The 21,718-nt window shown below is 45.3% G+C and carries 24 protein-coding genes and 1 tRNA gene; 1 reads left to right on the top strand and 24 read right to left on the bottom strand.

The window, feature by feature from the left end; genetic code table 11:
• The first annotated feature begins 152 nt into the window (after positions 1 to 152).
• A tRNA-Met gene (locus ABE021_RS10575) sits at positions 153 to 226 on the top strand.
• 394 nt (positions 227 to 620) lie between these two features.
• Here ABE021_RS10575 and ABE021_RS10570 read toward each other — a convergent pair.
• The 24 genes from ABE021_RS10570 to ABE021_RS10455 all read right to left on the bottom strand — a co-directional run bounded on the left by ABE021_RS10570 (position 621) and on the right by ABE021_RS10455 (position 21,717).
• On the bottom strand, positions 621 to 1,046 hold the full coding sequence (locus tag ABE021_RS10570; protein ID WP_039043135.1) for a S1 domain-containing RNA-binding protein: 426 nt from the start codon (positions 1,044 to 1,046) through the stop codon (positions 621 to 623).
• A 129-nt stretch (positions 1,047 to 1,175) separates the two neighbouring features.
• Positions 1,176 to 1,595, bottom strand: a complete 420-nt coding sequence (locus ABE021_RS10565) for an FtsB family cell division protein (protein ID WP_430288584.1) — start codon at positions 1,593 to 1,595, stop codon at positions 1,176 to 1,178.
• A gap of 56 nt (positions 1,596 to 1,651) precedes the next feature.
• Entirely contained in the window at positions 1,652 to 2,119 is a 468-nt protein-coding gene (gene yabQ, locus ABE021_RS10560) for a spore cortex biosynthesis protein YabQ (protein WP_430288582.1), read from the bottom strand.
• On the bottom strand, positions 2,116 to 2,412 hold the full coding sequence (gene yabP / locus ABE021_RS10555) for a sporulation protein YabP (protein ID WP_191691794.1): 297 nt from the start codon (positions 2,410 to 2,412) through the stop codon (positions 2,116 to 2,118). The genes yabQ and yabP overlap by 4 nt, the downstream gene beginning before the upstream one ends.
• An 85-nt stretch (positions 2,413 to 2,497) precedes the next feature.
• Positions 2,498 to 2,788, bottom strand: a complete 291-nt coding sequence (locus ABE021_RS10550; RefSeq protein WP_430288580.1) for an RNA-binding S4 domain-containing protein — start codon at positions 2,786 to 2,788, stop codon at positions 2,498 to 2,500.
• A complete protein-coding gene (gene mazG, locus ABE021_RS10545) occupies positions 2,775 to 4,247 on the bottom strand; it encodes a nucleoside triphosphate pyrophosphohydrolase (RefSeq protein WP_430288579.1) in 1,473 nt (490 codons plus the stop codon). Before mazG ends, ABE021_RS10550 begins: the two co-directional genes overlap by 14 nt.
• Positions 4,248 to 4,251: 4 nt before the next feature.
• A complete protein-coding gene (locus ABE021_RS10540) occupies positions 4,252 to 5,847 on the bottom strand; it encodes a putative polysaccharide biosynthesis protein (protein WP_430288578.1) in 1,596 nt (531 codons plus the stop codon).
• A 123-nt stretch (positions 5,848 to 5,970) separates the two neighbouring features.
• The gene (gene spoVT, locus ABE021_RS10535; protein WP_430288576.1) at positions 5,971 to 6,507 is read right to left on the bottom strand and encodes a stage V sporulation protein T; all 537 of its coding nucleotides are present in this window, start codon (positions 6,505 to 6,507) and stop codon (positions 5,971 to 5,973) included.
• A gap of 82 nt (positions 6,508 to 6,589) precedes the next feature.
• A complete protein-coding gene (mfd, locus tag ABE021_RS10530) occupies positions 6,590 to 10,123 on the bottom strand; it encodes a transcription-repair coupling factor (protein ID WP_430288574.1) in 3,534 nt (1,177 codons plus the stop codon).
• 80 nt (positions 10,124 to 10,203) lie between these two features.
• A complete protein-coding gene (locus ABE021_RS10525) occupies positions 10,204 to 10,431 on the bottom strand; it encodes an anti-sigma-F factor Fin (RefSeq protein ID WP_430288572.1) in 228 nt (75 codons plus the stop codon).
• 56 nt (positions 10,432 to 10,487) lie between these two features.
• Positions 10,488 to 11,051: an aminoacyl-tRNA hydrolase gene (pth, locus tag ABE021_RS10520; protein WP_430288570.1), complete on the bottom strand. Its 564-nt coding sequence runs from the start codon at positions 11,049 to 11,051 to the stop codon at positions 10,488 to 10,490.
• Positions 11,052 to 11,125: 74 nt separating this feature from the next.
• Positions 11,126 to 11,764, bottom strand: coding sequence for a 50S ribosomal protein L25/general stress protein Ctc (locus ABE021_RS10515; protein WP_430288568.1), 639 nt, complete (start codon positions 11,762 to 11,764; stop codon positions 11,126 to 11,128).
• A gap of 105 nt (positions 11,765 to 11,869) precedes the next feature.
• Entirely contained in the window at positions 11,870 to 12,829 is a 960-nt protein-coding gene (locus tag ABE021_RS10510; protein ID WP_430288567.1) for a ribose-phosphate diphosphokinase, read from the bottom strand.
• Positions 12,830 to 12,844: 15 nt separating this feature from the next.
• The gene (gene glmU, locus ABE021_RS10505) at positions 12,845 to 14,218 is read right to left on the bottom strand and encodes a bifunctional UDP-N-acetylglucosamine diphosphorylase/glucosamine-1-phosphate N-acetyltransferase GlmU (protein WP_430288566.1); all 1,374 of its coding nucleotides are present in this window, start codon (positions 14,216 to 14,218) and stop codon (positions 12,845 to 12,847) included.
• 198 nt (positions 14,219 to 14,416) lie between these two features.
• Entirely contained in the window at positions 14,417 to 14,701 is a 285-nt protein-coding gene (spoVG, locus tag ABE021_RS10500; protein WP_430288564.1) for a septation regulator SpoVG, read from the bottom strand.
• A 149-nt stretch (positions 14,702 to 14,850) separates the two neighbouring features.
• A complete protein-coding gene (locus ABE021_RS10495; RefSeq protein WP_430288562.1) occupies positions 14,851 to 15,228 on the bottom strand; it encodes a RidA family protein in 378 nt (125 codons plus the stop codon).
• A complete protein-coding gene (purR, locus tag ABE021_RS10490; RefSeq protein WP_430288561.1) occupies positions 15,225 to 16,058 on the bottom strand; it encodes a pur operon repressor in 834 nt (277 codons plus the stop codon). Before purR ends, ABE021_RS10495 begins: the two co-directional genes overlap by 4 nt.
• A gap of 58 nt (positions 16,059 to 16,116) precedes the next feature.
• On the bottom strand, positions 16,117 to 16,980 hold the full coding sequence (gene ispE, locus ABE021_RS10485) for a 4-(cytidine 5'-diphospho)-2-C-methyl-D-erythritol kinase (RefSeq protein ID WP_430288603.1): 864 nt from the start codon (positions 16,978 to 16,980) through the stop codon (positions 16,117 to 16,119).
• Between the two features lie 196 nt (positions 16,981 to 17,176).
• On the bottom strand, positions 17,177 to 17,362 hold the full coding sequence (locus ABE021_RS10480; protein WP_025783695.1) for a small, acid-soluble spore protein, alpha/beta type: 186 nt from the start codon (positions 17,360 to 17,362) through the stop codon (positions 17,177 to 17,179).
• Between the two features lie 124 nt (positions 17,363 to 17,486).
• Positions 17,487 to 17,753 (bottom strand): biofilm formation stimulator Veg, encoded by a 267-nt coding sequence (veg, locus tag ABE021_RS10475; protein ID WP_025783693.1) that lies wholly within the window; start codon positions 17,751 to 17,753, stop codon positions 17,487 to 17,489.
• Between the two features lie 163 nt (positions 17,754 to 17,916).
• Positions 17,917 to 18,807 carry a 16S rRNA (adenine(1518)-N(6)/adenine(1519)-N(6))-dimethyltransferase RsmA gene (gene rsmA / locus ABE021_RS10470; protein WP_430288559.1) on the bottom strand — a complete coding sequence of 297 codons (891 nt, stop codon included), beginning with the start codon at positions 18,805 to 18,807 and terminating at the stop codon, positions 17,917 to 17,919.
• On the bottom strand, positions 18,804 to 19,361 hold the full coding sequence (gene rnmV, locus ABE021_RS10465) for a ribonuclease M5 (RefSeq protein ID WP_430288557.1): 558 nt from the start codon (positions 19,359 to 19,361) through the stop codon (positions 18,804 to 18,806). Before rnmV ends, rsmA begins: the two co-directional genes overlap by 4 nt.
• A gap of 202 nt (positions 19,362 to 19,563) precedes the next feature.
• Positions 19,564 to 20,814 carry a ubiquitin-like domain-containing protein gene (locus tag ABE021_RS10460; protein ID WP_430288556.1) on the bottom strand — a complete coding sequence of 417 codons (1,251 nt, stop codon included), beginning with the start codon at positions 20,812 to 20,814 and terminating at the stop codon, positions 19,564 to 19,566.
• Positions 20,815 to 20,949: 135 nt separating this feature from the next.
• The gene (locus ABE021_RS10455) at positions 20,950 to 21,717 is read right to left on the bottom strand and encodes a TatD family hydrolase (RefSeq protein ID WP_430288554.1); all 768 of its coding nucleotides are present in this window, start codon (positions 21,715 to 21,717) and stop codon (positions 20,950 to 20,952) included.
• Position 21,718 lies beyond the last annotated feature (1 nt).

Below are 21,718 nucleotides of genomic sequence, written 5' to 3'. Positions count from 1 at the left end.
CTAGGGGATTTACATGAAGGCAGTGCGATACCCCTATGATTTCGCAGCGTTTTTGAGTCATAACTTCTAAATTCCAAGAACCTGTTGACAGATCGGTAAATAATCTGTATGATGAATAAGGTCGTGAACATCCCGTTGACGAATCTTAAGACGGCGGCGTAGCTCAGCTGGCTAGAGCGTACGGTTCATACCCGTGAGGTCGGGGGTTCGATCCCCTCTGCCGCCATATAAAATGTTTTGGAAAGGACTTGTCCCCTTGGACAAGTCCTTTTTTGTATTTCTGACTAAGTGCAGCGCGGGACTCTTTTTTTCCCTTCGTGAAGAGAACTCTCCTATCCACCTGTCATCTTTTGCGATTCGTCCAGATGAATTTCTCTTGCATAACTCGGAATTTTTAATCATAAGAGACCACACAACTACTTAAATGGAATATGGGGTAGCGCTTTGCTTGTTACAGGAGAGATATTTTCGCACGTACGAGCAAATCCAGCAGTCCTCTCTTTTTTCCCCAATAAAAAAGCTGAGTGCACGCAATGCGCATCCTCAGCTTTTATCTATAAGACATTTTTTCCTGCATTGAAACAGCTTAACAGGGTCGTTTCCAACCGTTATAAAGCGTTTTAGCCTCTGCGTGCTCCGCGTCCTCCGCGTTTCGACTCAGTTGCTCGCTTAAGTGTCGTTAGGTTTTCTTCACTTTCCTTCATGAATTTCGCCATTTTCGTTTCGAAATTCTCCGGACGCTCAGGAGGACGTCCTCCTCCTTGACGAGGGCGTGATGGGCGCTGCGGGCGCTGTGGGCGTTGTTCCGATTCCGGTTTCGCTTTCCGGATCGATAAACCAATCTTGCCATCAGAACCGACGTTCATGACTTTCACTTCCACCATGTCGCCGACTTTTAAATGGTCATTAATATCTTTGACGTAGTTATCTGCCACTTCACTGATGTGGACGAGTCCTGTTACGCCGGTTGGCAATTCAACGAATGCCCCAAAATTTGTAATCCCTGTCACTTTACCCTCTAGTTTGCTGCCTACTTCAATTGACATAAAAAAAATGCTCCTCCTTAGTATTTAAGCGGGCTTCCGTTTCAGAAGCCTAGCAACCGTTTTTACGGGTCTTGCCTGCGCAAGATTCCTACTTTCATTATATCCAACAAAAAAAGAGTGTCAATAAGACTACTCTTTTCCGTCGTCTTTTTTGTTTAATTTTTTCTTCCCTTCCGGAAGAGAAAAGATGATTTCGTTCTTGTTCGAAACGAAGTATTCCTTACGTGCCAGCTTTGCAATGTATTCTTCGTCATCCAGTTTCAGCAACTGCTTTTTCAGTTGTTCCTGTTCACTAGTCTTTACCGCAAGCTGTTCGATCAGTTCCTGTTTTTCTTGTTGTTTTGAGGCCAACATCTTTTTCTGTTGGTGATTGTAGCTCGCAATGCCACCGAATGTAACTACAACAATCATTGCAAATATAAGCAGCTTCACTTTAAGCCGCTTCTTTTGCTTCCGTCGCCAGTCCTCTTTTCGTTGCATGGAGCGGACATATTCAGTTTCAATCGATGCAACCGATGTGGAAGTGAACTTCCTACCCTTTTGCTCCATCTACTGCTCATCCCCTCAATTACAATTTTACAGTTGTCTTAATTATATAGTATACGTTACTTTGACTTTTTTTTGAAGTGATTTCTGAAAAATCGATGATAGATGAATCGAAAGGGCTGGGATAGAAGCAAAATAAGTGCACGTATCAATCGAAATACATATCGGAGGAACCACAATATAATCTGAAAAACCAAAAGGACTGGACGGATGAGCAAGGCAATACTAATTCTCCCGAGAAGTCTAAAAGGCCTGTGGAAGACTGTTGCATACAACAATAATCCTGACACTTGGGCGAGCGGGTCGTACATCCGCCACGCCCCATCGCGAAAAACGAACAATACAGCAAATGCGAAGGATCCTGCAAGTAACCATCCAACTGTTTCAAACCAGATGGCTCTCCTTCGAATAATGGAAGTCTTCCCTGTATTGGCAATACCCGTTCCAAGCATATCCATGAAGGCACCTGCGATGATTCCTGTCCCAACCATTGCAAGCAAGCTCACAAACTGCGCGGATATGCTCATCCGAACAATTTATGGAGGAAATTACGTGAACCAGTCTCTTCTTCATCGTACTGAAGCGTGGCAACAGAGCCTTCGAGTGTGAGAAGTCCCTTGTCCACATCCAAGTGAACGATGCGTAATTCTTCTCCTTTAATGGTCAGCATCCCTTGCGATGTACGGACTAAGAACTCTTCCTGATCAAATCGGTCAATCGTTTTAACAGATGTAAGATCCATTCGTTTACGGTTCCGCATGGTCACGACGTGATCACCGGATGGAATTGTGTAAGCTGGGCTTTCAGTTTGAATTTGCATAGTCTGTCCCCCTGTCTGATTTGTACACTGCCATCTTATGCGCGTGCAACAAAAAACATGACAGGAAGTTTCCTGTCATGTCCAATCAGTCTTCGTCGTCCACAAACTCCGGATCCACTTTTTCTAGTTTTTCCTCTTTTACAATCGTGTACATCATCGTTGCATCTTCTTTTTTCGTAGACGCTTTCAGTTCATTCACCTTAACCGTTACGATTTTTTGGCCGAAACGGATTGCAAGTTCGTTGCCCGGTGCAACGTCTGAGGACGCTTTTGCTACTTTTCCATCAATCGTAATACGACCTTGGTCCGCTACTTGCTTAGCAAGGGTTCGGCGTTTGATCAACCGTGACACTTTTAAAAATTTATCGAGTCTCATCCTGTGTTCCTCCTTCGCGTTTTGCTTGTTGCCAAAATTCTTCGAGTTCCTCCACCGTATACTCGTCAAACGACCCACGGCCTGCCAGTACAGCACGCTCAATATAAGAAAATCGATTGTTGAATTTCTGATTGGCGTGCTGCATCGCTTCCTCAGGGGACAATTTTAAGAACCTTGCGATGTTCACTAGTGTGAAAAAGACATCCCCGAGCTCGTCTGTCCTCGAGTCCTGAGTTCCATCTGCCACCTCGTCTTTGAATTCTTGCCATTCTTCTTCGAACTTCTCGAAAGCGCCTTCAACGTTTGGCCAGTCAAACCCTACACGCGCAGCGGCTTTCTGGTAGTTGAAGGACGTTAGAAGTGAAGAACTGGATAGTGTCTGTCCGTCCAGCAATGAATCCCTCTTCGGCTTCTCTTCACTCTTAATATCTTGCCAGTTTCGTAAGACTTCATCGGCATCTGCCACATCGGTTTCTCCAAATACATGAGGATGCCTGCGAATCATCTTATCGCCAACGGCCTGCAAAATATCCTCTATCGTAAAGTATCCATCATCTTCGCCAATTTGAGCATGCAGGAACACTTGCAATAAGACATCGCCTAGTTCTTCAACCAAATCGTTATCGTCTTCACGGTCAATGGCATCCAGCACTTCATGCGCTTCTTCAATCATATACCGCTTCAATGATTCGTGGGTCTGCTCACGATCCCACGGACACCCTTCGGGACTCCGCAGTTTTGCAATAATCTCGCGGAATGTATGCCATTCCTTTAAACGGTCCGTCTGTTCAACAACAGGCGGCAGGTAAACTGTTGTTAAATTATCTATACGTGTTTCCCGATCCAATTCAACGAGCGGCACCGTACGCACTTCTTCAGCAGACGTACCGGCAGCCGTCACGATCGTAACTGGATGATCCACTGCGTACTTTTCCAGCAACGTTAACTTCACATCAGACGCAACAAAGGAATCATACACTTGGCCAATCAGTACATGCTGACGCATCTGTAACTCGTCGTGTCGTAATTCAGTGCCATCCACAAGTTGAAACCCTTCAATCGGATCAATTCGAAGTGCCGCAAAAATGGGATCCAGAAAGCTGTTCCCTCCAGCAATTTCGAGTACTGCTTGTCCTTCTTTCTCTCTCTCAATGAGCAGCTGGACCGTACGCTCTGCAACGAGTGGATGACCAGGGACTGCATAAGTAACAGGTTTCTCTTCCGCCAGCTTCAGCAGCTTGGCAACAATTTCATCATAGACCGCTTCAAATGCATCCTGGGATTCATACACACTGTCAAAACTCGTCATTTGCACGCCTTCTGACTTCAGTTCATCCACAGCAGGATGCTGATCTGTCCGGACAATGAGTGTCTGTGCTTCTTTCAGTTTCCGGTAAACTCCAACGGACAGCTGATCCAGTTCCCCTGAACCAAGTCCTACAATCGTAATTATATGCATGCCATCACCTTCTCTTTTTTGTCAATACTAGTTGTACTCCAGCCAATCGCTTACCGAATGGTAACATGTACCAATCCTTCTCTGCCAAGATACGGGACTTCATGACAATGATGAGGAACACGGAGGCCCCTAACATCACTGCAGGAAATGCAGTCAAAGCTGCAACGGATCTTGAGCTTTCTCCTTGGATGAAGGTGTTACTGATCCACAGCCATAGCTCGACCACGCCAACCATTGCAACCGTAGCGAATAAAATCCAACCATAGAAACGACCAGGGGCAAGTCGCTCTGGCCACATTTTTTTAAAATAGATGAGCAAACCCGCTGCCGTTACTGCAAACCCCATATTTCCGGCGAATGCTGCGCCAGTTATTCCATATATAGGAACGAGCAGAAGGTTCGCAATAATTTTTACTGCGAGTCCGATAAGCAGTAACAATGCTGGTATCTTCCCTGATCCCGCCCCTTGCAAGATGGCACATAACGGCAATACGAGAGAAAGCCAGAATATCTGCACACAGAACACAGCAAGTGCAAATGAACCTTCGTTCGTTTCAAATAACAGCACGTTGACTTGCGGTAACAGAGCAGCGAGCCCGACTGCCGCTGCCCAGCCGAACAAAATGGCCACGCGGTAGGTCAAACGAACAAACGGCCATGCGCTCTGGCCACCAGAAGTCGTTGTGTGATGTGAGATTAGCGGAACAATTGCCATTGCTAGCGTTGTTGCGATGAGACTGCCGAGCTGGACCAGCGGCTGTCCTCGGTCGTAAATCCCTTTCCCTGTCATGGCGAACTCTTCAGGGATACCGGAACCGGTTAATAAATTCAAGATCGTAAACGCATCCGCCATCTGATACAACAGTAAAATTAGCGAACTTGCACTGACACTTAAGCTGACCAGTGTGAGCTCTTTTATTACTTTTCGTTTATCTATAGAAAGTCCGATAACAGATGCATTTAACGATTTGCGGCTCCACAAAGCTAGCAATATGACACCTGCGGTCTGACCGATGACGGCGCCCCAAACAGCAATCGTTCCAGTTTCGTATAAAGACGCGCCTGATTGGACCGCCGCCCAGGTACCGATAAGAATGATTGCAACACGGATTCCTTGCTCTCCCACACCAGAAACGGCAATCGGTACCATTTCTCCACGCGATTGGAATGTTCCTTTAAATACCGCAAGAAACGGCATGACGAGCAATACATATGCGCCAGTCCGTAACAGGGGGGCTAACTCTGGATCACCCATAAGAGAAGCGATTAGGGTCGCTCCTGAGAAGAGTGCAGCGAAAGCAACGATACTTAGCACACCTAAATATAGAAAAGATAACTTTAAAATGGCCCGGCGTTCATCAGGTAGTTGCGAACTTGCCAGCAACTTGGAAATCGCAACGGCCGCCCCATACGTTGTCCAGATGATGAAAATCCCGATGAAAGGGTACACTTGCTGGTAAATATAAAATCCTTTGTCCCCCACCAGATTTTGAAAAGGTACACGATAGACAGCTCCGAGCAGTTTCACAATGAGGGCAGATATCGTTAAAATCGAGGCGCCTTTCATGAATGTTTTCATATTCCATTCCGATGTTGCCATACTGAATCCTCTTTCGTTTTGTAGATGGTGTCCATTATACCATTCGAAGCTTGAAACGACAGCATGACAAGACAATCACAAAAAAACCTGCACATCCCGAGTTCCTCAGGTTGTGCAGGGGCGTTACTGTTCCATTTGTTTTGCTAAAAATAGAGCTGCGGTTTCTGCAGTTTTCTGTTCCGGTTCACCAATGAAATGGACTTTCGAAAGTAGATAAATGGCTCCAATCGTATCCCCGTTGACGACGATTGGCGTCACACAATACGATTTCACTTGTTCGATTTGTCCAGGAACCCATTCAACCGTTTTCTCCATCTTCTCAGTGATCATTGTCCGTTTCGTTAACATTTCTTCTGCATCTGAGGAGATTTGACGGTTCATGTAGTCCTTTTTCGCAAGTCCTGCTACAGCAATCACTTCATCCCGATCACTGATGAGCGTCGGAGTGCCGAGTGTCTGATACAACGTTTCTGCATATTCCACCGCAAATTGCCCGAGCTCTGAAATCGGGGAATATTTCTTCAAAATGACTTCCCCATCACGGTCCGTAAAAATTTCGAGTGGATCCCCTTCGCGAATCCGAAGTGTTCGTCTAATCTCTTTTGGGATGACCACTCTTCCTAAGTCATCGATTCTGCGGACGATACCGGTTGCCTTCATGCATGATGCCTCACTTTCCATATGAAATCCGCGCTACGGTTTCAGTATGGTTCATACATGGGCATTTTATGCAGAGGTGGCTCTATCCGGCATCCACTTCCGTCGTTTCTTTGGTTGCGCCTTGTAAAAGACGCATAATCGCTTCCAATATGTCAAATTCAGTCTGTTGTCCTAGGCGTCGATCATCGATTGTAATAAGCAAACTTCCATTCTCCATTGTGAAACCGACGGCACGTCCGAAACTGAGCGATTCCGATACAAGTTTTGCTCCGTCAATTGTTGCTGTTCCTTCAGGTGAGAAGCGGATCTCAATCATAGTTTGCCGTTTCTTAATCGAAACAACCCCCGCGGCTTTGCCCCAAGCCTTCAATCGACCGACACGAAGAAGCAATTCGGCTTCAAATGGAAGGTCCCCGAAGCGATCCGTCATTTCATCCCACAATTCGTTGAAGTCCTCTTCCACTTCAATCGCTTTTACGCGTTTGTACATTTGGATCTTCTGATATCCATCTTTAATGTACGTATCCGGTAAATAGGCGTTGATGGGGAGTGAAATTTCAAGATCCGGGCGATCCTCTTTCGAAATGCCAGTTTGTTTCTCTTCGACCGCATCTTGAAGCATTTGAGAGTATAAGTCAAAGCCGACAGAGTCGATGAACCCATGTTGTTGGGATCCAAGTAGATTTCCTGCACCGCGAATGGACAAATCGCGCATCGCGATTTTAAATCCGGATCCGAGTTCGGTGAATTCTTTTATGGCCTGAAGTCGGTTTTCCGCGACTTCCGTCAGAACTTTGTCTCGCTCATAAAGGAAATACGCATATGCCACACGATTCGAACGTCCAACGCGCCCTCTTAACTGATACAACTGAGAGAGCCCCATTCGATCGGCATTGTGCACGAGTAGGGTATTGACGTTCGGGATATCGATTCCCGTTTCAATAATCGTTGTCGTGACGAGAACGTCATACTCCCCCTCCAGGAAACTTAGAATGACCTCTTCTAATGCAGCCTCCCCCATTTGTCCATGAGCGAAACCGACGCGGGCTTCAGGGACAAGCTGACGGATTTCATCGACCTTCTTGGCCATATCTTCTACACGGTTATACAGATAGAAAACCTGTCCGCCTCGGGACATCTCCCGTTCTATCGCTTCACGTGTTAACGCAAGGTTATTTTCCATGACATACGTTTGTACAGGAAAACGGTTCGCTGGCGGCGTTTCAATGATAGACAGATCCCGCACACCGATCATCGACATATGCAACGTCCTTGGAATAGGCGTCGCAGTCAAGGTTAAGACATCGACATTCGTCTTCAGCTGTTTCAGCTTTTCTTTGTGCGTGACACCGAAACGCTGTTCTTCATCGACAATAAGCAGTCCCAAGTCTTGATAGGCGACATCTTTAGATAACAGTCGGTGCGTACCTACGACAACGTCAATCGTACCGTTTTTCAAGCCCTTTTTCGTTTCCGTTTGCTGTTTCTTGGACCGGAAGCGATTCAACAATGATACTTCTATCGGAAAGTCTGCGAATCTGGCTTTCATAGTGTCGAAGTGTTGCTGCGCCAAGATGGTGGTAGGGACAAGAAAGGCAACTTGCTTCCCATCCAATACCGCCTTGAACGCTGCACGAATCGCAACTTCTGTTTTGCCATATCCAACGTCTCCACATAACAATCGATCCATTGGACGTTCCTTTTCCATATCTTGCTTCACTTCCACAATCGAGCGGAGCTGATCTTCAGTTTCTTCGTAAGGAAAGGCATTTTCAAACGAACGTTGGAGATCATCATCTTCAGAAAATGCATAACCTTTTTGCGCCTCACGTTCGGCATACAACTTTATGAGATCATCCGCAATATCTTTTACCGCAGCAGTGACTTTCGTTTTCGTCTTCTTCCACTCGGCCCCGCCCAGTTTATGAAGTTTCGGTTCCTTCTCACCAGAGGCCACGTATTTTTGGATTAAATCGATTTGATCCGCAGGGACGAATAACTTGTCTTCGCCTCGGTATCGAATATCGAGGTAGTCTTTACTGATCCCACTGACTTCCAGCGTGACGACTCCATAGTACTTACCAATCCCATGATTGACGTGAACGATGTAATCGCCGGGTTGAATCTCCGAGTAATTTTTGATGCGTTCAGCATTGGACGCTTTTTGAGGACGTGTCTTCCGCTTCGGTTTCCCTTTGAAAAGCTCCCCATCAGTAAGAACGGCAAGACGATGCAATGGAAGTTCAAAGCCTGCGTGCAGACTGCCATCCACTACCGTGATCATTCCTTCTTTTGTCGCAGCTCCGTTCTCCGTCGCCTCTATATCATAATCCCTTAAAATGGAATGGACCTGATCTACACGTTCCTTCCCTTCAGCAAGGATGAAGACATTGAAATGATTGTGCTGCCACCGTTCCATTTCGGATTTCAACAGGTTCATTTGACCGTGAAACTGCTGCATGGGTTTACATGAAGACGAAATGATTTCCTTCACCGTGATTCCAGGCATACTTCTTGTGAACAAAGACAGGTAGATAGTTTTCGTATTCAATGCAGCATGAGCTTCGGTGAATGAAACAGAGAGCTTGGCGTCATGGACGATTTTCCCCTCTTCCAGTAAGGACATCCGCCATTCTTCCTCATCTTTTTCCAAAGTTGCTGCGGTTTCCTGTATGCGATTGATTTCATCAAATACGACCAGCGCATGTGCCGGTAAGTAACTGCCAAGCTCCGCTACTTGGTCTCCTGCAAATCCAGCGTACTTCACCATGTTGTCTGGTTGAACTCCAGCTCTCATCAGTTCGATATCCCCTGAGATCGACACTAACAAATTCTCTTTTACGAGCTCATCTTTCACTTTCTTCAAGCTCTTTGAAAGAGCTCCTTCCAGCTTGTCTGCTATCTGATGCAGGTCATCCGCAGACCATGTAAACTCGGTTGCAGGTAACAGGGTCAGTTGTTCTAGCTTTCCTTTGGAGCGCTGATCTTCAGCGGAAAATGTACGAATGGAATCGATATCCGTATCAAAGAGTTCGATTCGAACAGGATCTTCCGTTGTGAGTGGATAGACATCCAAAATGCCGCCGCGCAAAGCAAATTCGCCCGGTGCTGTCACCATGTCCTGACGGGTATATCCCATACTCGTCAAACGCTGGAGCCACTCATTCGTTTCAATCGAGTCACCGATTGCAGCAGATAATGTGCTGCTTTCCCATCTTTCCTTGGAAGGGACAATTTTTTTCAAACCCGCAACAGGTGTGATGTAAATCCCTTCTGTATGTGTCGCCAAATGGTTCAATGTATCAATACGTCCTGCACGGAGTTCGAAGCTGGCAAAAGCGAAGTCCGCAGCAACTAGCTCCTCTGCAGGGTATAAGTGGACATGAGTGTCGCCCAAAAGCTTGACAAGGTCTTCATATGTACGCTGTGCTTGCAACATATTCGGCGAGACAATGAGCATTGGACGGCCCGTTTCTTGTTGCAGCGCTTGGAAGAGGAGTGTCTTTGCACCACCCGCTAATCCAGTGAGCAATTGGCGATCGTGCCCTTGTTTCAGTTCGCTCGTCAATCGCTGAATCTCTGCAGTCGTTTCATAGTAGTTTACTAGTGAATCCATTCAAATCCGTCCCTTTCTCCATGAAATGGATAAGCACAAAAAGCTTTGCACATCCTCGAAAGGTGCCAAAGCCAGGCTTCTTATTGAAGCCACTTATCAACTGTATAGTAATTCGGAGACGCCTGCATGGAACACTCGCACTGTTCGCAAATACAACGAACTTCGAGCCCTCCATAGTGAGTCACTTCGACAAAGCGCTCCTTGTTGGTTTCATCAGCCTTTAGTAATTCACGGATCGTTTCCTCGACGGATGCGAACGGAATTGAACCGATTTCAGTCTGGCAATGTTTACAACGATAAGAAATCACCCATCAGACCGCCTCTCTTTTTGTACAAGTATAGGCAGGTGTGGGCGGACTTATGCTTATGCTCCGTTATATTCGTTCATAATCTCAAGAAATGTCCGGTCAGTCCATGCCCGGCAAGCGGAAGCACTTTTTTCCACAGCTTCTTGAATCCTCGGCTGTTCGTCTTTGCTGAATGCACCTAATACATAATCTGCGACACTCATAGGTCCGTCTGGCCTGCCGACACCAATGCGAATCCTATTGAATTCGTTCGTCCCCAAGTGGGCAATCAATGATTTCATCCCGTTATGACCGCCTGCTCCGCCTTTTTCGCGAAGACGCAGTTTGCCCGGGGTAAGATCCAAATCATCATAAATGACAACGATTTCGTCAGCATTCACTCCATAATAGTCCATGAGGGGACGCACACATTCACCAGATAGGTTCATATACGTTAAAGGCTTCACGAGCATCACTTTTTCCATTCCTACACGGACCGTGGTGATCATCCCGTTGAACTTCGTTTGCATAGCAGGAGCGTTAAGCTGTTCTGACAGTAAGTCGACTGCTTGAAACCCGACATTATGACGGGTCGACACATATTGCTTGCCCGGATTGCCGAGCCCAATTATCATTTTCATCTAATTACTCTCTTTCTTTCAAAAAATCGACAAACGAAAAAACAAGCGCACGGAATGCCGTGCGCTCTTTGTGATTATTCTTGGTCTCCATCTTTCTCATTTACAACTTCAGGTTGTGCATTTTCACTAGATGTCTCTTCGTCGAGCGCTTCTAGTTCTTCAGCAGTCCGTGGAGCAGAGACAAGAACAACCGTTTCTTCATCTTCGTTCAATATTTCATACTTCGCGCCTGCGCGTAAATCCGAAATTTGAATGGCTTCACCAATATCCAATTTAGATACATCTACATCGATGTGCTCTGGAATGTCAGAAGGTTTAGCTTTCACTTTCACTTCCCATAGTGGCTGTTGAACAACTCCGCCTGCTTTCTCACCAACAGACTCTCCTGTTAAGTGAATTGTCACATCCACTTCAAGCTCTTCAGACATGTTGATTGCCAAGAAGTCCGCATGCTCAACTTTTCCTGTCAGTACGTCAGCTTGATAGTCACTTAACATGACGTCTACTTGCTTACCATCCACATTCAATTTGAATGCTCCATTACGTCCATGTTTTTGAATCGTTTTAAGGAGATCACGTTCTTCCACAGTGATGGATGTTGGTTCCGTTTTAAAACCGTATACGACAGAAGGAACTTTTCCTTCATGACGTAATTGACGCAATACTGATTGTGGTGCAATTTCTCGTTTTTCTGACTGTAGTGCTGTACTCATATGTTTAGTCCCCTTTTTTATATAAAGTTTGCCTACATACTAAATACCCGATACAAGACATTCCAAAACATTTCATGCACAATCACAGACAGCTTGTGTGACGGCTCAGTCGAATAATGTGCTCACTGATTTCTCTTCAAACACGCGCACAATTGCATCACCGATGAGTTTTGCAACAGAAAGCTGCTTGATTTTAGGTGAGTTCTTGTCTTCTGGAAGTTCAATTGTGTTCGTAATCACCAATTCTTTGATCTGTGAGTCATTAATACGTTGAATTGCTGGTCCAGACAATACTGGATGTGTGCAACATGCATAGACTTCTTTTGCTCCACTTTCGATAATTGCATTTGCTCCAGCAGTGATTGTACCTGCCGTATCAATGATATCATCGATTAGTATGGCAATTTTGCCATCTACATGTCCGACAATGTTCATGACTTCACTGACATTAGGCTTTGGTCGGCGCTTGTCGATGATTGCAATCGGTGCTTTCAAGCGATCCGCCATTTTACGAGCACGTGTCACTCCGCCGTGGTCTGGTGACACGATAACGATATCGTCCCCTTTGAAACCTTGGTTCTTGAAGTAATCTGAAAGCAACGGTACGGCAACCAAGTGATCGATCGGAATATCAAAGAACCCTTGGATTTGCGGTGCATGCAGATCCATTGCGATTACGCGGTCCGCGCCTGCTTTTTCAAGCAAGTTTGCAACGAGCTTCGCTGTGATCGGCTCGCGGGAACGTGCTTTACGGTCTTGACGTGCATAGCCATAGTAAGGCATTACGACGTTGATCGTACGAGCGGATGCGCGACGCAATGCATCGATCATTATCAGGAGTTCCATTAGGTTGTCATTGACAGGGTACGATGTTGACTGAATGACAAAAACATCACAGCCACGGATACTTTCTTCGATGTTAATCTGAACTTCTCCATCACTAAAACGTTTTACAGAGCATTCGCCGAGTGGCCGGCCAATAACATCGGCTACCTCTTTTGCTAAAGGCTCGTTTGCGTTTAAAGTAAAAAGTTTAAGTTTGTGATTTGGATATTGATTGCCCATGATGGACCTCCTGTTTTATCGTTTAGAGTTTAGTTTTTCTGCATATCCTACTTTGTTCTCTTGGCGAGCACGTGCAATTGCAAGAGAGTCTACCGGGACATCTTTAGTAACTGTTGAACCCGCAGCTATATAAGAACCTTTTCCTACTGTGACCGGTGCTACTAAATTGGAATTGCAACCGATGAATGCTTCATCTTCAATGATTGTCTTGAACTTATTTTTACCATCGTAGTTTACTGTAATAGACCCGCAGCCAATATTGACCGAAGCGCCTACTTCAGCATCTCCGATATAACTGAGATGGGACACTTTACTTCCTTCTCCGAACGATGATTTCTTAATCTCGACGAAGTTACCGACTTTTACATGATTGCCAAGATCCGTTTCTGGACGGATATGAGCGAAAGGACCGACCGTCGTATCCGAGCCGATTTTGCTTGACTTGACTACGGACGAATGAATCGATGTCCGATTACTTATTTCACTGTGAATAATGTGGCTGTTCGGTCCAATTGTACATTCTTCACCAATCTTACTGCGACCTTCAATAATCGTACCTGGCTGAATGACCGTGTCGCGACCAATAATTGCATCAGCACTGATTATAGTTGTTTCAGGGGCGATGATAGTCACTCCATTGCGCATGTGTTTTTCAGCGATACGGTGACGCATGACGGCCTCTGCTTGTGCAAGCACTACGCGATCATTGACACCTAGTGTCTCGCTGAAATCATCAGATACATGGGCTCCGATCAGTGCTCCTTCAGATTGAAGGATACCCATTACATCCGGTAAGTAGTATTCACCTTGTGCGTTGTCATTCTTCACTCTTTTAAGTGCGTCAAAAAGAGCTCGGTTATCAAAACAATACGTTCCTGTGTTGATTTCAGTGACCGCTTGTTCTTCAGGCGTCGCATCTTTTTGTTCCACATTACGAAGCACCTCGCCCTGTTCACCGCGGATAATGCGGCCGTATCCAGTAGGATTATCTGCAATCGCAGTGAGAATAGTGGCTTTTGCGCCAAGCTCTTTGTGTTTGCGTACAAGTGCATCCATTGTTTCTGAACGGATTAGCGGCGTATCTCCGCAGACTACGAGTGTAGTCCCTTCCAATTCACCTAGAAGCTGTTCTGCTTGCTGAACAGCGTGTGCTGTTCCTAACTGTTCTGATTGAAGGACGTATTCACTCTTTTGACCAAGCGTCTCTTCAACGAGTTCTGCCCCATGTCCAACAATTGTTACTACTCGATCTGCCCCAATACCTTTTACGTGATCAATCACGTGTTCCACCATTGGTTTACCACAGACTGGGTGAAGCACCTTATATAAATTGGATTTCATGCGTGTGCCTTGACCAGCCGCCAAAACAATTGCATATGTATGTGTCATGAGCCGTCCCCCATCTATATTTTCATATATGACTATAGCTGAGTGAAGAGGATTTTTCAACTATTCCTACTTGACAAGTTGATGACATTATTCTATTATTAATATCTTTTTTCAATTTGAGGAGAGCCGCAATCGCGTGGAAAGAGCCGCGGCTCAAATTAGCCGCGGCTCTGTGACGATTCATCGACAGATTTTCATTCATACAATCGCTTCTTCAAGCACTGGTTCTTTTTCTTTTGAAAAATAGGCCTCCAAAACAGCCTCTTGAATCTTTGTCCGGGAGGCAGGATTGATAGGGTGTGCCACATCGCGAAACTCACCATCTGGCGTACGTTTGCTTGGCATCGCTACAAAAAGGCCATCATTACCTTCAATGATCCGTATGTCATGCACAACAAATTCCTCGTCAAATGTAATAGATGCGATTGCACGCATTCTTCCATTGGTTTCGATCTTTCTTAAACGAACATTAGTAACTTGCATACTCGTCCCCATTCCCCTTTCTCGAAAACTGTATGCAGTACATTTTCTACAAAAGTTTTTAAATTCCTCTATCCACTTTTAAATTTTTCCGATTATTTAAAATTTCTTCTCCCGCAAAAAAAAACGCTCCCTGAAAGGAACGCTTTGTATCACTCGGCTGCCAACGCAACCACTTCGATTTCAACTTTCACATCTTTTGGGAGACGTGCCACTTCCACTGTTGAACGAGCTGGCGTGTGATTTCCAAAATGTTTTGCGTACACTTCGTTGAGTGCTGCGAACTCATTCATATCTTTAATGAAAACTGTTGCTTTAATAACTTGTGTTAAAGATGAATTCGCTTCTGCAAGCACTGCTTTCAAGTTTTCAAACACTTGGTTTGTTTGTTCTTCAATGGTCGTTCCAGCAACTTCCCCATCTGTATTCAATGGAATTTGCCCAGATGTGTATACCAATCCGTTCACCTTCACAGCTTGCGCGTAAGGGCCGATCGCTTTTGGCGCTTGTTCAGTCGCTACATAGTTCATCGTACGTCTCCACCTTCCAAAAAGTAGTTGCCGTCTTCCAGTTCAATCGTTCGATCCCGTTCGTTCACTTTACATAGCTTTACGAGGGAGCGGTAGTTTGCTACAAGGACCTCTTCTGTGTGTTCAGACTCTACGAGCACAGCGGCACCTGCCAATTCACAACCAAACTCTTCGACCAAGTGGCGCATGCCGAGCATCGTTCCTCCGGCTTTCATGAAATCATCCGTCACCAAGACTTTTTGCCCGCTCTTCATACTGCGTTTGGACAACACCATCGTTTGGATTCTCCGTGTCGATCCGGAAACGTAGTTTATGCTCACTGTCGATCCCTCGGTCACTTTACTATCTCGTCTCACAATCACGACAGGGACATTCAAATGACGCGCAATCGCTTGTGCGATCGGGATTCCCTTCGTCGCCACTGTCATGATGACATCAATGCCGTGATTGGAGAAAGCCGATGCAAATACTCTTCCCACTTTGTCCATTAATTGCGGGTTCCCGAGCAAGTCCGTCATATATAAGTATCCGCCTGGCAATAGCCGGTCTGAGTGACTTAGTTCTTCAATCAATTGTGCGATCACCTCTCGCACCGCTCGATCAGACATCAGGGGAATGTATTTCACTCCACCAGCGGCTCCTGAAACTGTCAATAGTTTTCCGGTTCCACTTTCTTCAAATGTCTCTTTAATAATCGTCAGGTCTTCACTGATTGATGATTTTGCTGCCTGAAAACGTTCTGAGAAAACCGTTAGCGGGATGAGTTGGTGAGGGTTCTCCAACAGATGGCGTGTCATCTCAACGAGACGTTCACTCCTCTTCCATTTCATGTCCAACAACTCCTAAAACCCGAATATTATAACTTCAGACTACCACAATCGTCCGTTTTCAAGCAAGGTTGTTACGCTCGCCCATCATCCGCACCGCATACACTTCTGGACAGAAACCTTTCAATCCATTATAAATGCGGGCAACTTGTGATTCGTGCTCAACGAGTCCAAAAACCGTAGGACCACTTCCACTCATCAGCACTGTGTCGGCTCCGAACTTGAGCATTTGTTCTTTCAGTACGCTCACTTGAGGATGAAGACGCATTGTAACTGGCTCCAATGCATTCCCTACCTTCTTACACATCATTTCATAATCGGAAGAAGCGAGTGCATCCATCATTCCTGCTGTATCGGGATGTTCGATCTTTTGGATATCCAGGCCTCCGTAAATGTCTGCAGTCGACACTGAAATTGGAGGTTTAGCAAGTACTACCCAACAATTAGGCGGTACAGATAAATGCTCAATCTGTTCTCCGCGACCGGACGCAAGAGCTGTTCCGCCATAGACACAAAACGGAATGTCTGAACCGATACTAGCACCGAGCACCGCCAGCTCATCCAAAGATAGTCCGAGGTTCCACATTCTATTCAATCCCCGTAAAGTGGCAGCTGCATCCGAGCTGCCTCCTGCTAATCCGGCTGCTACCGGGATATTTTTGTCGAGAGTGATTTCAACACCGCTTCGGATATCAAATTTCTTGCGCAAAATATCCGCTGCCTGCCATGCCAGATTACGTTTATCATTCGGCACAAACCGTTCTGAAGAACAGATTGTAATGCCACGTTCTAAAGGTCTCAGCCAAATACGATCTGCAAGGTCCACTGTAGTCATAATCATTTCAACTTCATGAAAACCATCTGGACGTTTTTGCAGGACATCGAGCGTTAAATTTATTTTAGCTGGCGCTTTTTCAGATATCATACTCATCTGGCTGCCTCCATTCAAACTTCATTGCTCACTATTTTACCATAGGCAGTTATAAAAGTGCCTAGATTCGACAAAAAAACAAGGGCTGGACAAAAAAAGAGCTGTGCAAAGCACACAGTGTGCGCAGCAGCAGCCCTTTTTGTCAGCCATTCGTTGGATTTGGGTAGTACACAACAGGGGTCAACGAACATTATTGCGGTCGATCTTTATCCGCCATTCCTTGTCCCGCCATCTCAATTGCGCGTTTCACCATGTTCCCTGCATCCCGCGATTTGATGCCTCCCCAACCTTCACGTTGAACAACATCGTAAAACCCAAGTTCTTTTGCAATCTCTTCTTTCAATTGCTCAGACATTACGCCGTTTCTTCTCGCCATTTAGGTTTCCTCCTTCTTGGCTGACACGTGTAGTATGAACATGATCAAGAAAAAAACACCTCCCGCTTTCGTTAGAAAGCGGGAGGTGTTTTGTTTAGAAATAAATCAAAAAATGATAAAAGTGCTATTTAATCTCAAACGCTGTGGTGTCTCCACCGTCCAGTATCGTTATTTCAACTGCTTCAGTTAAAATATCCGCATAGCTGTATGATACCCGTTCAAAAGCATTTTCGTCCTGATCAAGTTCCACTACAAATACCGCACGATACGTGTCACGAAGGATACCAGCTCTTTCGATCGTTTTTTTACGACCGCCGTTTGCACGAAGGTGCAGACGTTTTCCTAAGTGAGCATCCAATGACTTTTTAATGTCCGCTAATGTTTTTGGCACGTCGCTTCCACCTCACTGTGTATTATCATAACACAGTTAAAAAGTTCTGTCAATTAAAATTTAAATTTTAACAGGTTGAAATAATGTTTGTCAATCCTTTTGTAGCATTTTTTCATCTTTCGACATTCTTTTTTTCTTAAAATAGTCATAACTGTAGGATGTCTTATTTTTCGCTTCTTCCAAACTCTTCATACAACGCATTCGAAAGGTTTGCAAATTCTTCTATAGAGAGGGTTTCTCCCCTTCTCACCGGATCGATGCCTGCTTTGGAGAGCCCTTCTAGTATTGCGTCTTTTTTTGCTTTCCCTTGATGAAGAGAAGTTTGCAAGTTGTTCAGAATGGTTTTCCGTCGTTGGACAAAAGACCCTCTTGCCACTTTGAATAGAAACTCTTCGTCGATAACCGAAGCTGGCGGCTCTGTTTTCCGGGACAATCGAAGTACCGCTGACTCTACATTCGGCTGCGGCATGAAGACGGTTCTAGGGACAATCATCGCGACTTCCGCGTCCATATAATACTGAATTGCAATTGAAAGGGACCCATATGCTTTTGTCCCTGGAACAGCAGTGATACGATCTGCAACTTCGTGTTGCATCATGATGACCATTCGCTCAATCGGGACTTTGCCCATCAAAAACTTCATAATGATGGGTGTTGTTACGTAGTAAGGCAGGTTTGCGACTACCGTCACTTCGTCAACATCAGAGAAATGCTCTTCGATGGCCGCATTCAAATCGACGTCCAGTATGTCTTGGTGTATGACCTTGACATTTGAATAGGGAGATAGGGTGTCCTCTAAAACCGGCAATAACCGATCATCAATTTCATATGCAACCACTTTTCCAGCAGCACGGGCAATATGTTCCGTCAGTGCTCCAATCCCTGGTCCGATTTCAATGACGCCCGATTTCTCATCGATGCCTGCGTGATAAATGATGTTTTTTAATATATTCGGGTCGATCAAAAAGTTCTGCCCCAAACTTTTCTTAAAGGAAAATCCGTGCTTTTCCAGTATTTCCTTTGTTCGCCCAGGAGTTGCGATGTCTTTCATCATTCCTCTTCCTCCTCGTCTATCGTTAATAGGGCTTGCATAAGGGCCGTCTCGCTTATCCGAAACATGGTTAGCCGCTTCTGCAATCCCTTGCCATTCACTTGACCAATTTGTAAGAGTTCACTTAATCGATCGCGTCGCTTTTTAGATTCAGGATGCCCAATTAGTCGTGCTTCAATTAGCAGATCCCGCGGTGTTTCTTCTATTATAGTTGTATCGACTGTGTAGACGGCTTTTAAGCAATTACGAATGTCTTCATCCGTAGCGTGCTCAATTCCAACTTTCTTTCCATTTTTCGCGATTGCACGATCTTTAGGTAAGAAAGCGTGTTTGACGTCTGGAATGTGCTGTTCGATGATTGCCCGGATTCGTCTGCCTGGATAGTCGGGATCCGTAAAAACGATAACGCCACGTGTTTGTTGAGCGTGCCGGATTTTAGTCAGTACTTCCTGACCGATTGCCGAGCCGTTGGTTTCAATCGTATCTGCACCAGTTGCCCGTTGAATGGCAATCGTGTCAGATTTCCCTTCGACTACGATGACTTCTTTTATATCCACTGTATTCCTCTTTCCTGCAAGGTATGTTCATGCGCGCTTTTCCTGTCTGTTCCAGGTAATTGCTTCCCTGAAAATAATCCTTCTTTAATTCTAACGGCTGTAAGGGCTATTGTACAGAATACGTCTGTGACCGCAACAATCCGCATGGCTCGTATTTAGCCATGCGGATTGTAGAAACTGATCCTATAGTCTGTGCGTATCGTTAGTTTAATACTTTGATTTGCACTTGACGTCTGCCGAATTGTTTTGCAGCTGCATCATTGGGTACGTGCAAGTCGATGCGATTACCTTTAATAGCACCTCCGGTATCGCCCGCGATTGCGTAGCCATAGCCTTCCACCCATACTTTTGAACCGAGTGGAATGACACTCGGATCTACTGCAATGACTTTCAAGTTCGGATTGGCACTTAAGTTAATGCCAGTAGCCGTAATTCCACTGCACCCTGTGCAATGCGCTGTATAAGCCGTCGCGTTCATATACATCACTTTGCCAGTCTCATTCCCATTTCCACGTGAAACATTTGTCTTACTTGCTGAAGTTGTTTTCACGGCAGAAGGTTTCGGTGTTGCACTAGCAAGCGCCACTTTCGAGCCTACTGAAACTACTTTGGCTTTTGGATGTGCGACAACGTGTTCCCGGATCAACTTACGTGATACTTCTTTTCCGTTCTCTTTGACGATTTCGAATCTCTTTCTGACTTTCCCAATTTCACCTTCTCGGACAACCTTTTCCCGTCCTTTCAGCAAACTATCGTCAGAACGTGTTTTCACGTCAAAGTCCGTTGTCTCTTCCACTACATCGGTGACCTTTTCCACACGAACGATCGAGACAACAGATTTAGGAAGCAATAATTGCTCTTGGTTGCTCTCTACTCGATCCAATTCACTTAGTTGGATGTTTTCGTTCTTTAAAAAGTCAGCGACCGTAGTCGAAGTTGACCAAACTTTTGTAGACTTTTTTCCGTCTTTCAACGTGACTTGAAAAGCTTTATCAATCGTAATTTCACTTTTCTTCTCCACTTTACTTTCTAGACTCGGTTCAACTGAATCATGCTCTGACAGTTTAACTCCAGCTTCTGTCAGTATGTCTTTAACGGTATTCTTTGTTGTCCAGATTGTCGTCGAGTCGTTATTCATATTTATTGCAACGGGGTTCGCCTGTTTCCAATCAATCGTCATTCCATCTTTGATGGACGTTGTTGCTGAGGGGGAAATTACGTCGTGTGACCCAATTTCTATATCACGCTGTGCCAGTACATCTCCTACTGTGTTCGCGTGTGTTTTCAGTTCCACTGTTTTACCACCCGCTTCAAGCGTGATGTTTTTCTTCGTGCCTTCAAATAGGACAAGAGAAAGAACAGTTATAAAAATCGCTAGAATCGCTGTGACAGCTGCGATTTTTTGTATCCTCAGTGATTGAAAGAACGGGTTTCCCATGGTACGTTTCGTCATGAAAAAATCTCCTCCTTATTCACTCGGCTGATTATATAGGCTCAATTTCACGCTGTCAACCGATCAAACTTTCCCGCATAGGAAGGCCGGAAGTCCCCTTCCTGCAAAGAATGGGCGATTCTTCCGGCAATCAAGTCAGTTGATGGAAAATAATTTCATAGCGTTTTGAGTCGTAGTTTTCTCTACCTCTTCGAGTGATATTCCTTTTAGTTCCGCGATTTGTTCTGCAACAAGTGCCACAAATGCAGGTTCATTCCTTTTTCCGCGATGTGGATGAGGGGCAAGGTACGGCGCATCAGTCTCTACAAGTAAATACTCCAATGGAATTTCAGTTGCAACTTGTTTTGGCATCTTGGCATTCTTGAAAGTCACCGGGCCGCCGAGAGAGATCATGAAGTTCATCTCCATACATTGTTTAGCGGTTTCTACACTTCCACTGAAGCAGTGCATAATACCGCCTGTGATCCCTGCTTCTTCTTCTTGCAAAATTCGTACGACGTCCGCTGTTGCATCCCGATTATGGATGATAATCGGTAACTCCACTTTTTGAGCAAGTCGTATTTGCTTTCGAAATAGTTCTTGCTGAACTTCTTTCGGTGACTTATCCCAATGATAATCGAGTCCAGTTTCTCCGATTCCTACAACTTTGGGATGTGCAGCTAACTCTTCAATCCAATTTAAATCATCTTCCGTACAATCGATTGCGTCAACCGGATGCCATCCGACCACCGCGTATATGAAGCTGTGTTTTTCCGTCAGCTCCATTGCTCGATTAATGGTGGGGCGGTCAAATCCGACGACCACCATTCTTTCAACACCGGCATCAAGCGCTCGCTGAATCACTTGGTCTATGTCTTGTTCATATTGTGTATCATTTAAATGGACATGTGTGTCTATTAACATT

This window comes from Sporosarcina gallistercoris, from assembly GCF_050459885.1.
GTDB classification, from domain to species: domain Bacteria; phylum Bacillota; class Bacilli; order Bacillales_A; family Planococcaceae; genus Sporosarcina; species Sporosarcina gallistercoris_A.
This window is presented reverse-complemented; position numbering and strand designations above follow the sequence as displayed.

What these genes read in the sequence shown, in the direction of transcription:
- ABE021_RS10570 (WP_039043135.1), bottom strand. Translation starts at nt 1,046, where the DNA reads ATGTCAATTGAAGTAGGCAGCAAACTAGAGGGTAAAGTGACAGGGATT.
- ABE021_RS10565 (WP_430288584.1), bottom strand. Translation starts at nt 1,595, where the DNA reads ATGGAGCAAAAGGGTAGGAAGTTCACTTCCACATCGGTTGCATCGATT.
- yabQ (WP_430288582.1), bottom strand. Translation starts at nt 2,119, where the DNA reads ATGAGCATATCCGCGCAGTTTGTGAGCTTGCTTGCAATGGTTGGGACA.
- yabP (WP_191691794.1), bottom strand. Translation starts at nt 2,412, where the DNA reads ATGCAAATTCAAACTGAAAGCCCAGCTTACACAATTCCATCCGGTGAT.
- ABE021_RS10550 (WP_430288580.1), bottom strand. Translation starts at nt 2,788, where the DNA reads ATGAGACTCGATAAATTTTTAAAAGTGTCACGGTTGATCAAACGCCGA.
- mazG (WP_430288579.1), bottom strand. Translation starts at nt 4,247, where the DNA reads ATGCATATAATTACGATTGTAGGACTTGGTTCAGGGGAACTGGATCAG.
- ABE021_RS10540 (WP_430288578.1), bottom strand. Translation starts at nt 5,847, where the DNA reads ATGGCAACATCGGAATGGAATATGAAAACATTCATGAAAGGCGCCTCG.
- spoVT (WP_430288576.1), bottom strand. Translation starts at nt 6,507, where the DNA reads ATGAAGGCAACCGGTATCGTCCGCAGAATCGATGACTTAGGAAGAGTG.
- mfd (WP_430288574.1), bottom strand. Translation starts at nt 10,123, where the DNA reads ATGGATTCACTAGTAAACTACTATGAAACGACTGCAGAGATTCAGCGA.
- pth (WP_430288570.1), bottom strand. Translation starts at nt 11,051, where the DNA reads ATGAAAATGATAATTGGGCTCGGCAATCCGGGCAAGCAATATGTGTCG.
- ABE021_RS10515 (WP_430288568.1), bottom strand. Translation starts at nt 11,764, where the DNA reads ATGAGTACAGCACTACAGTCAGAAAAACGAGAAATTGCACCACAATCA.
- ABE021_RS10510 (WP_430288567.1), bottom strand. Translation starts at nt 12,829, where the DNA reads ATGGGCAATCAATATCCAAATCACAAACTTAAACTTTTTACTTTAAAC.
- glmU (WP_430288566.1), bottom strand. Translation starts at nt 14,218, where the DNA reads ATGACACATACATATGCAATTGTTTTGGCGGCTGGTCAAGGCACACGC.
- spoVG (WP_430288564.1), bottom strand. Translation starts at nt 14,701, where the DNA reads ATGCAAGTTACTAATGTTCGTTTAAGAAAGATCGAAACCAATGGAAGA.
- ABE021_RS10495 (WP_430288562.1), bottom strand. Translation starts at nt 15,228, where the DNA reads ATGAACTATGTAGCGACTGAACAAGCGCCAAAAGCGATCGGCCCTTAC.
- purR (WP_430288561.1), bottom strand. Translation starts at nt 16,058, where the DNA reads ATGAAATGGAAGAGGAGTGAACGTCTCGTTGAGATGACACGCCATCTG.
- ispE (WP_430288603.1), bottom strand. Translation starts at nt 16,980, where the DNA reads ATGATATCTGAAAAAGCGCCAGCTAAAATAAATTTAACGCTCGATGTC.
- ABE021_RS10480 (WP_025783695.1), bottom strand. Translation starts at nt 17,362, where the DNA reads ATGGCGAGAAGAAACGGCGTAATGTCTGAGCAATTGAAAGAAGAGATT.
- rsmA (WP_430288559.1), bottom strand. Translation starts at nt 18,807, where the DNA reads ATGATGAAAGACATCGCAACTCCTGGGCGAACAAAGGAAATACTGGAA.
- ABE021_RS10460 (WP_430288556.1), bottom strand. Translation starts at nt 20,814, where the DNA reads ATGACGAAACGTACCATGGGAAACCCGTTCTTTCAATCACTGAGGATA.
- ABE021_RS10455 (WP_430288554.1), bottom strand. Translation starts at nt 21,717, where the DNA reads ATGTTAATAGACACACATGTCCATTTAAATGATACACAATATGAACAA.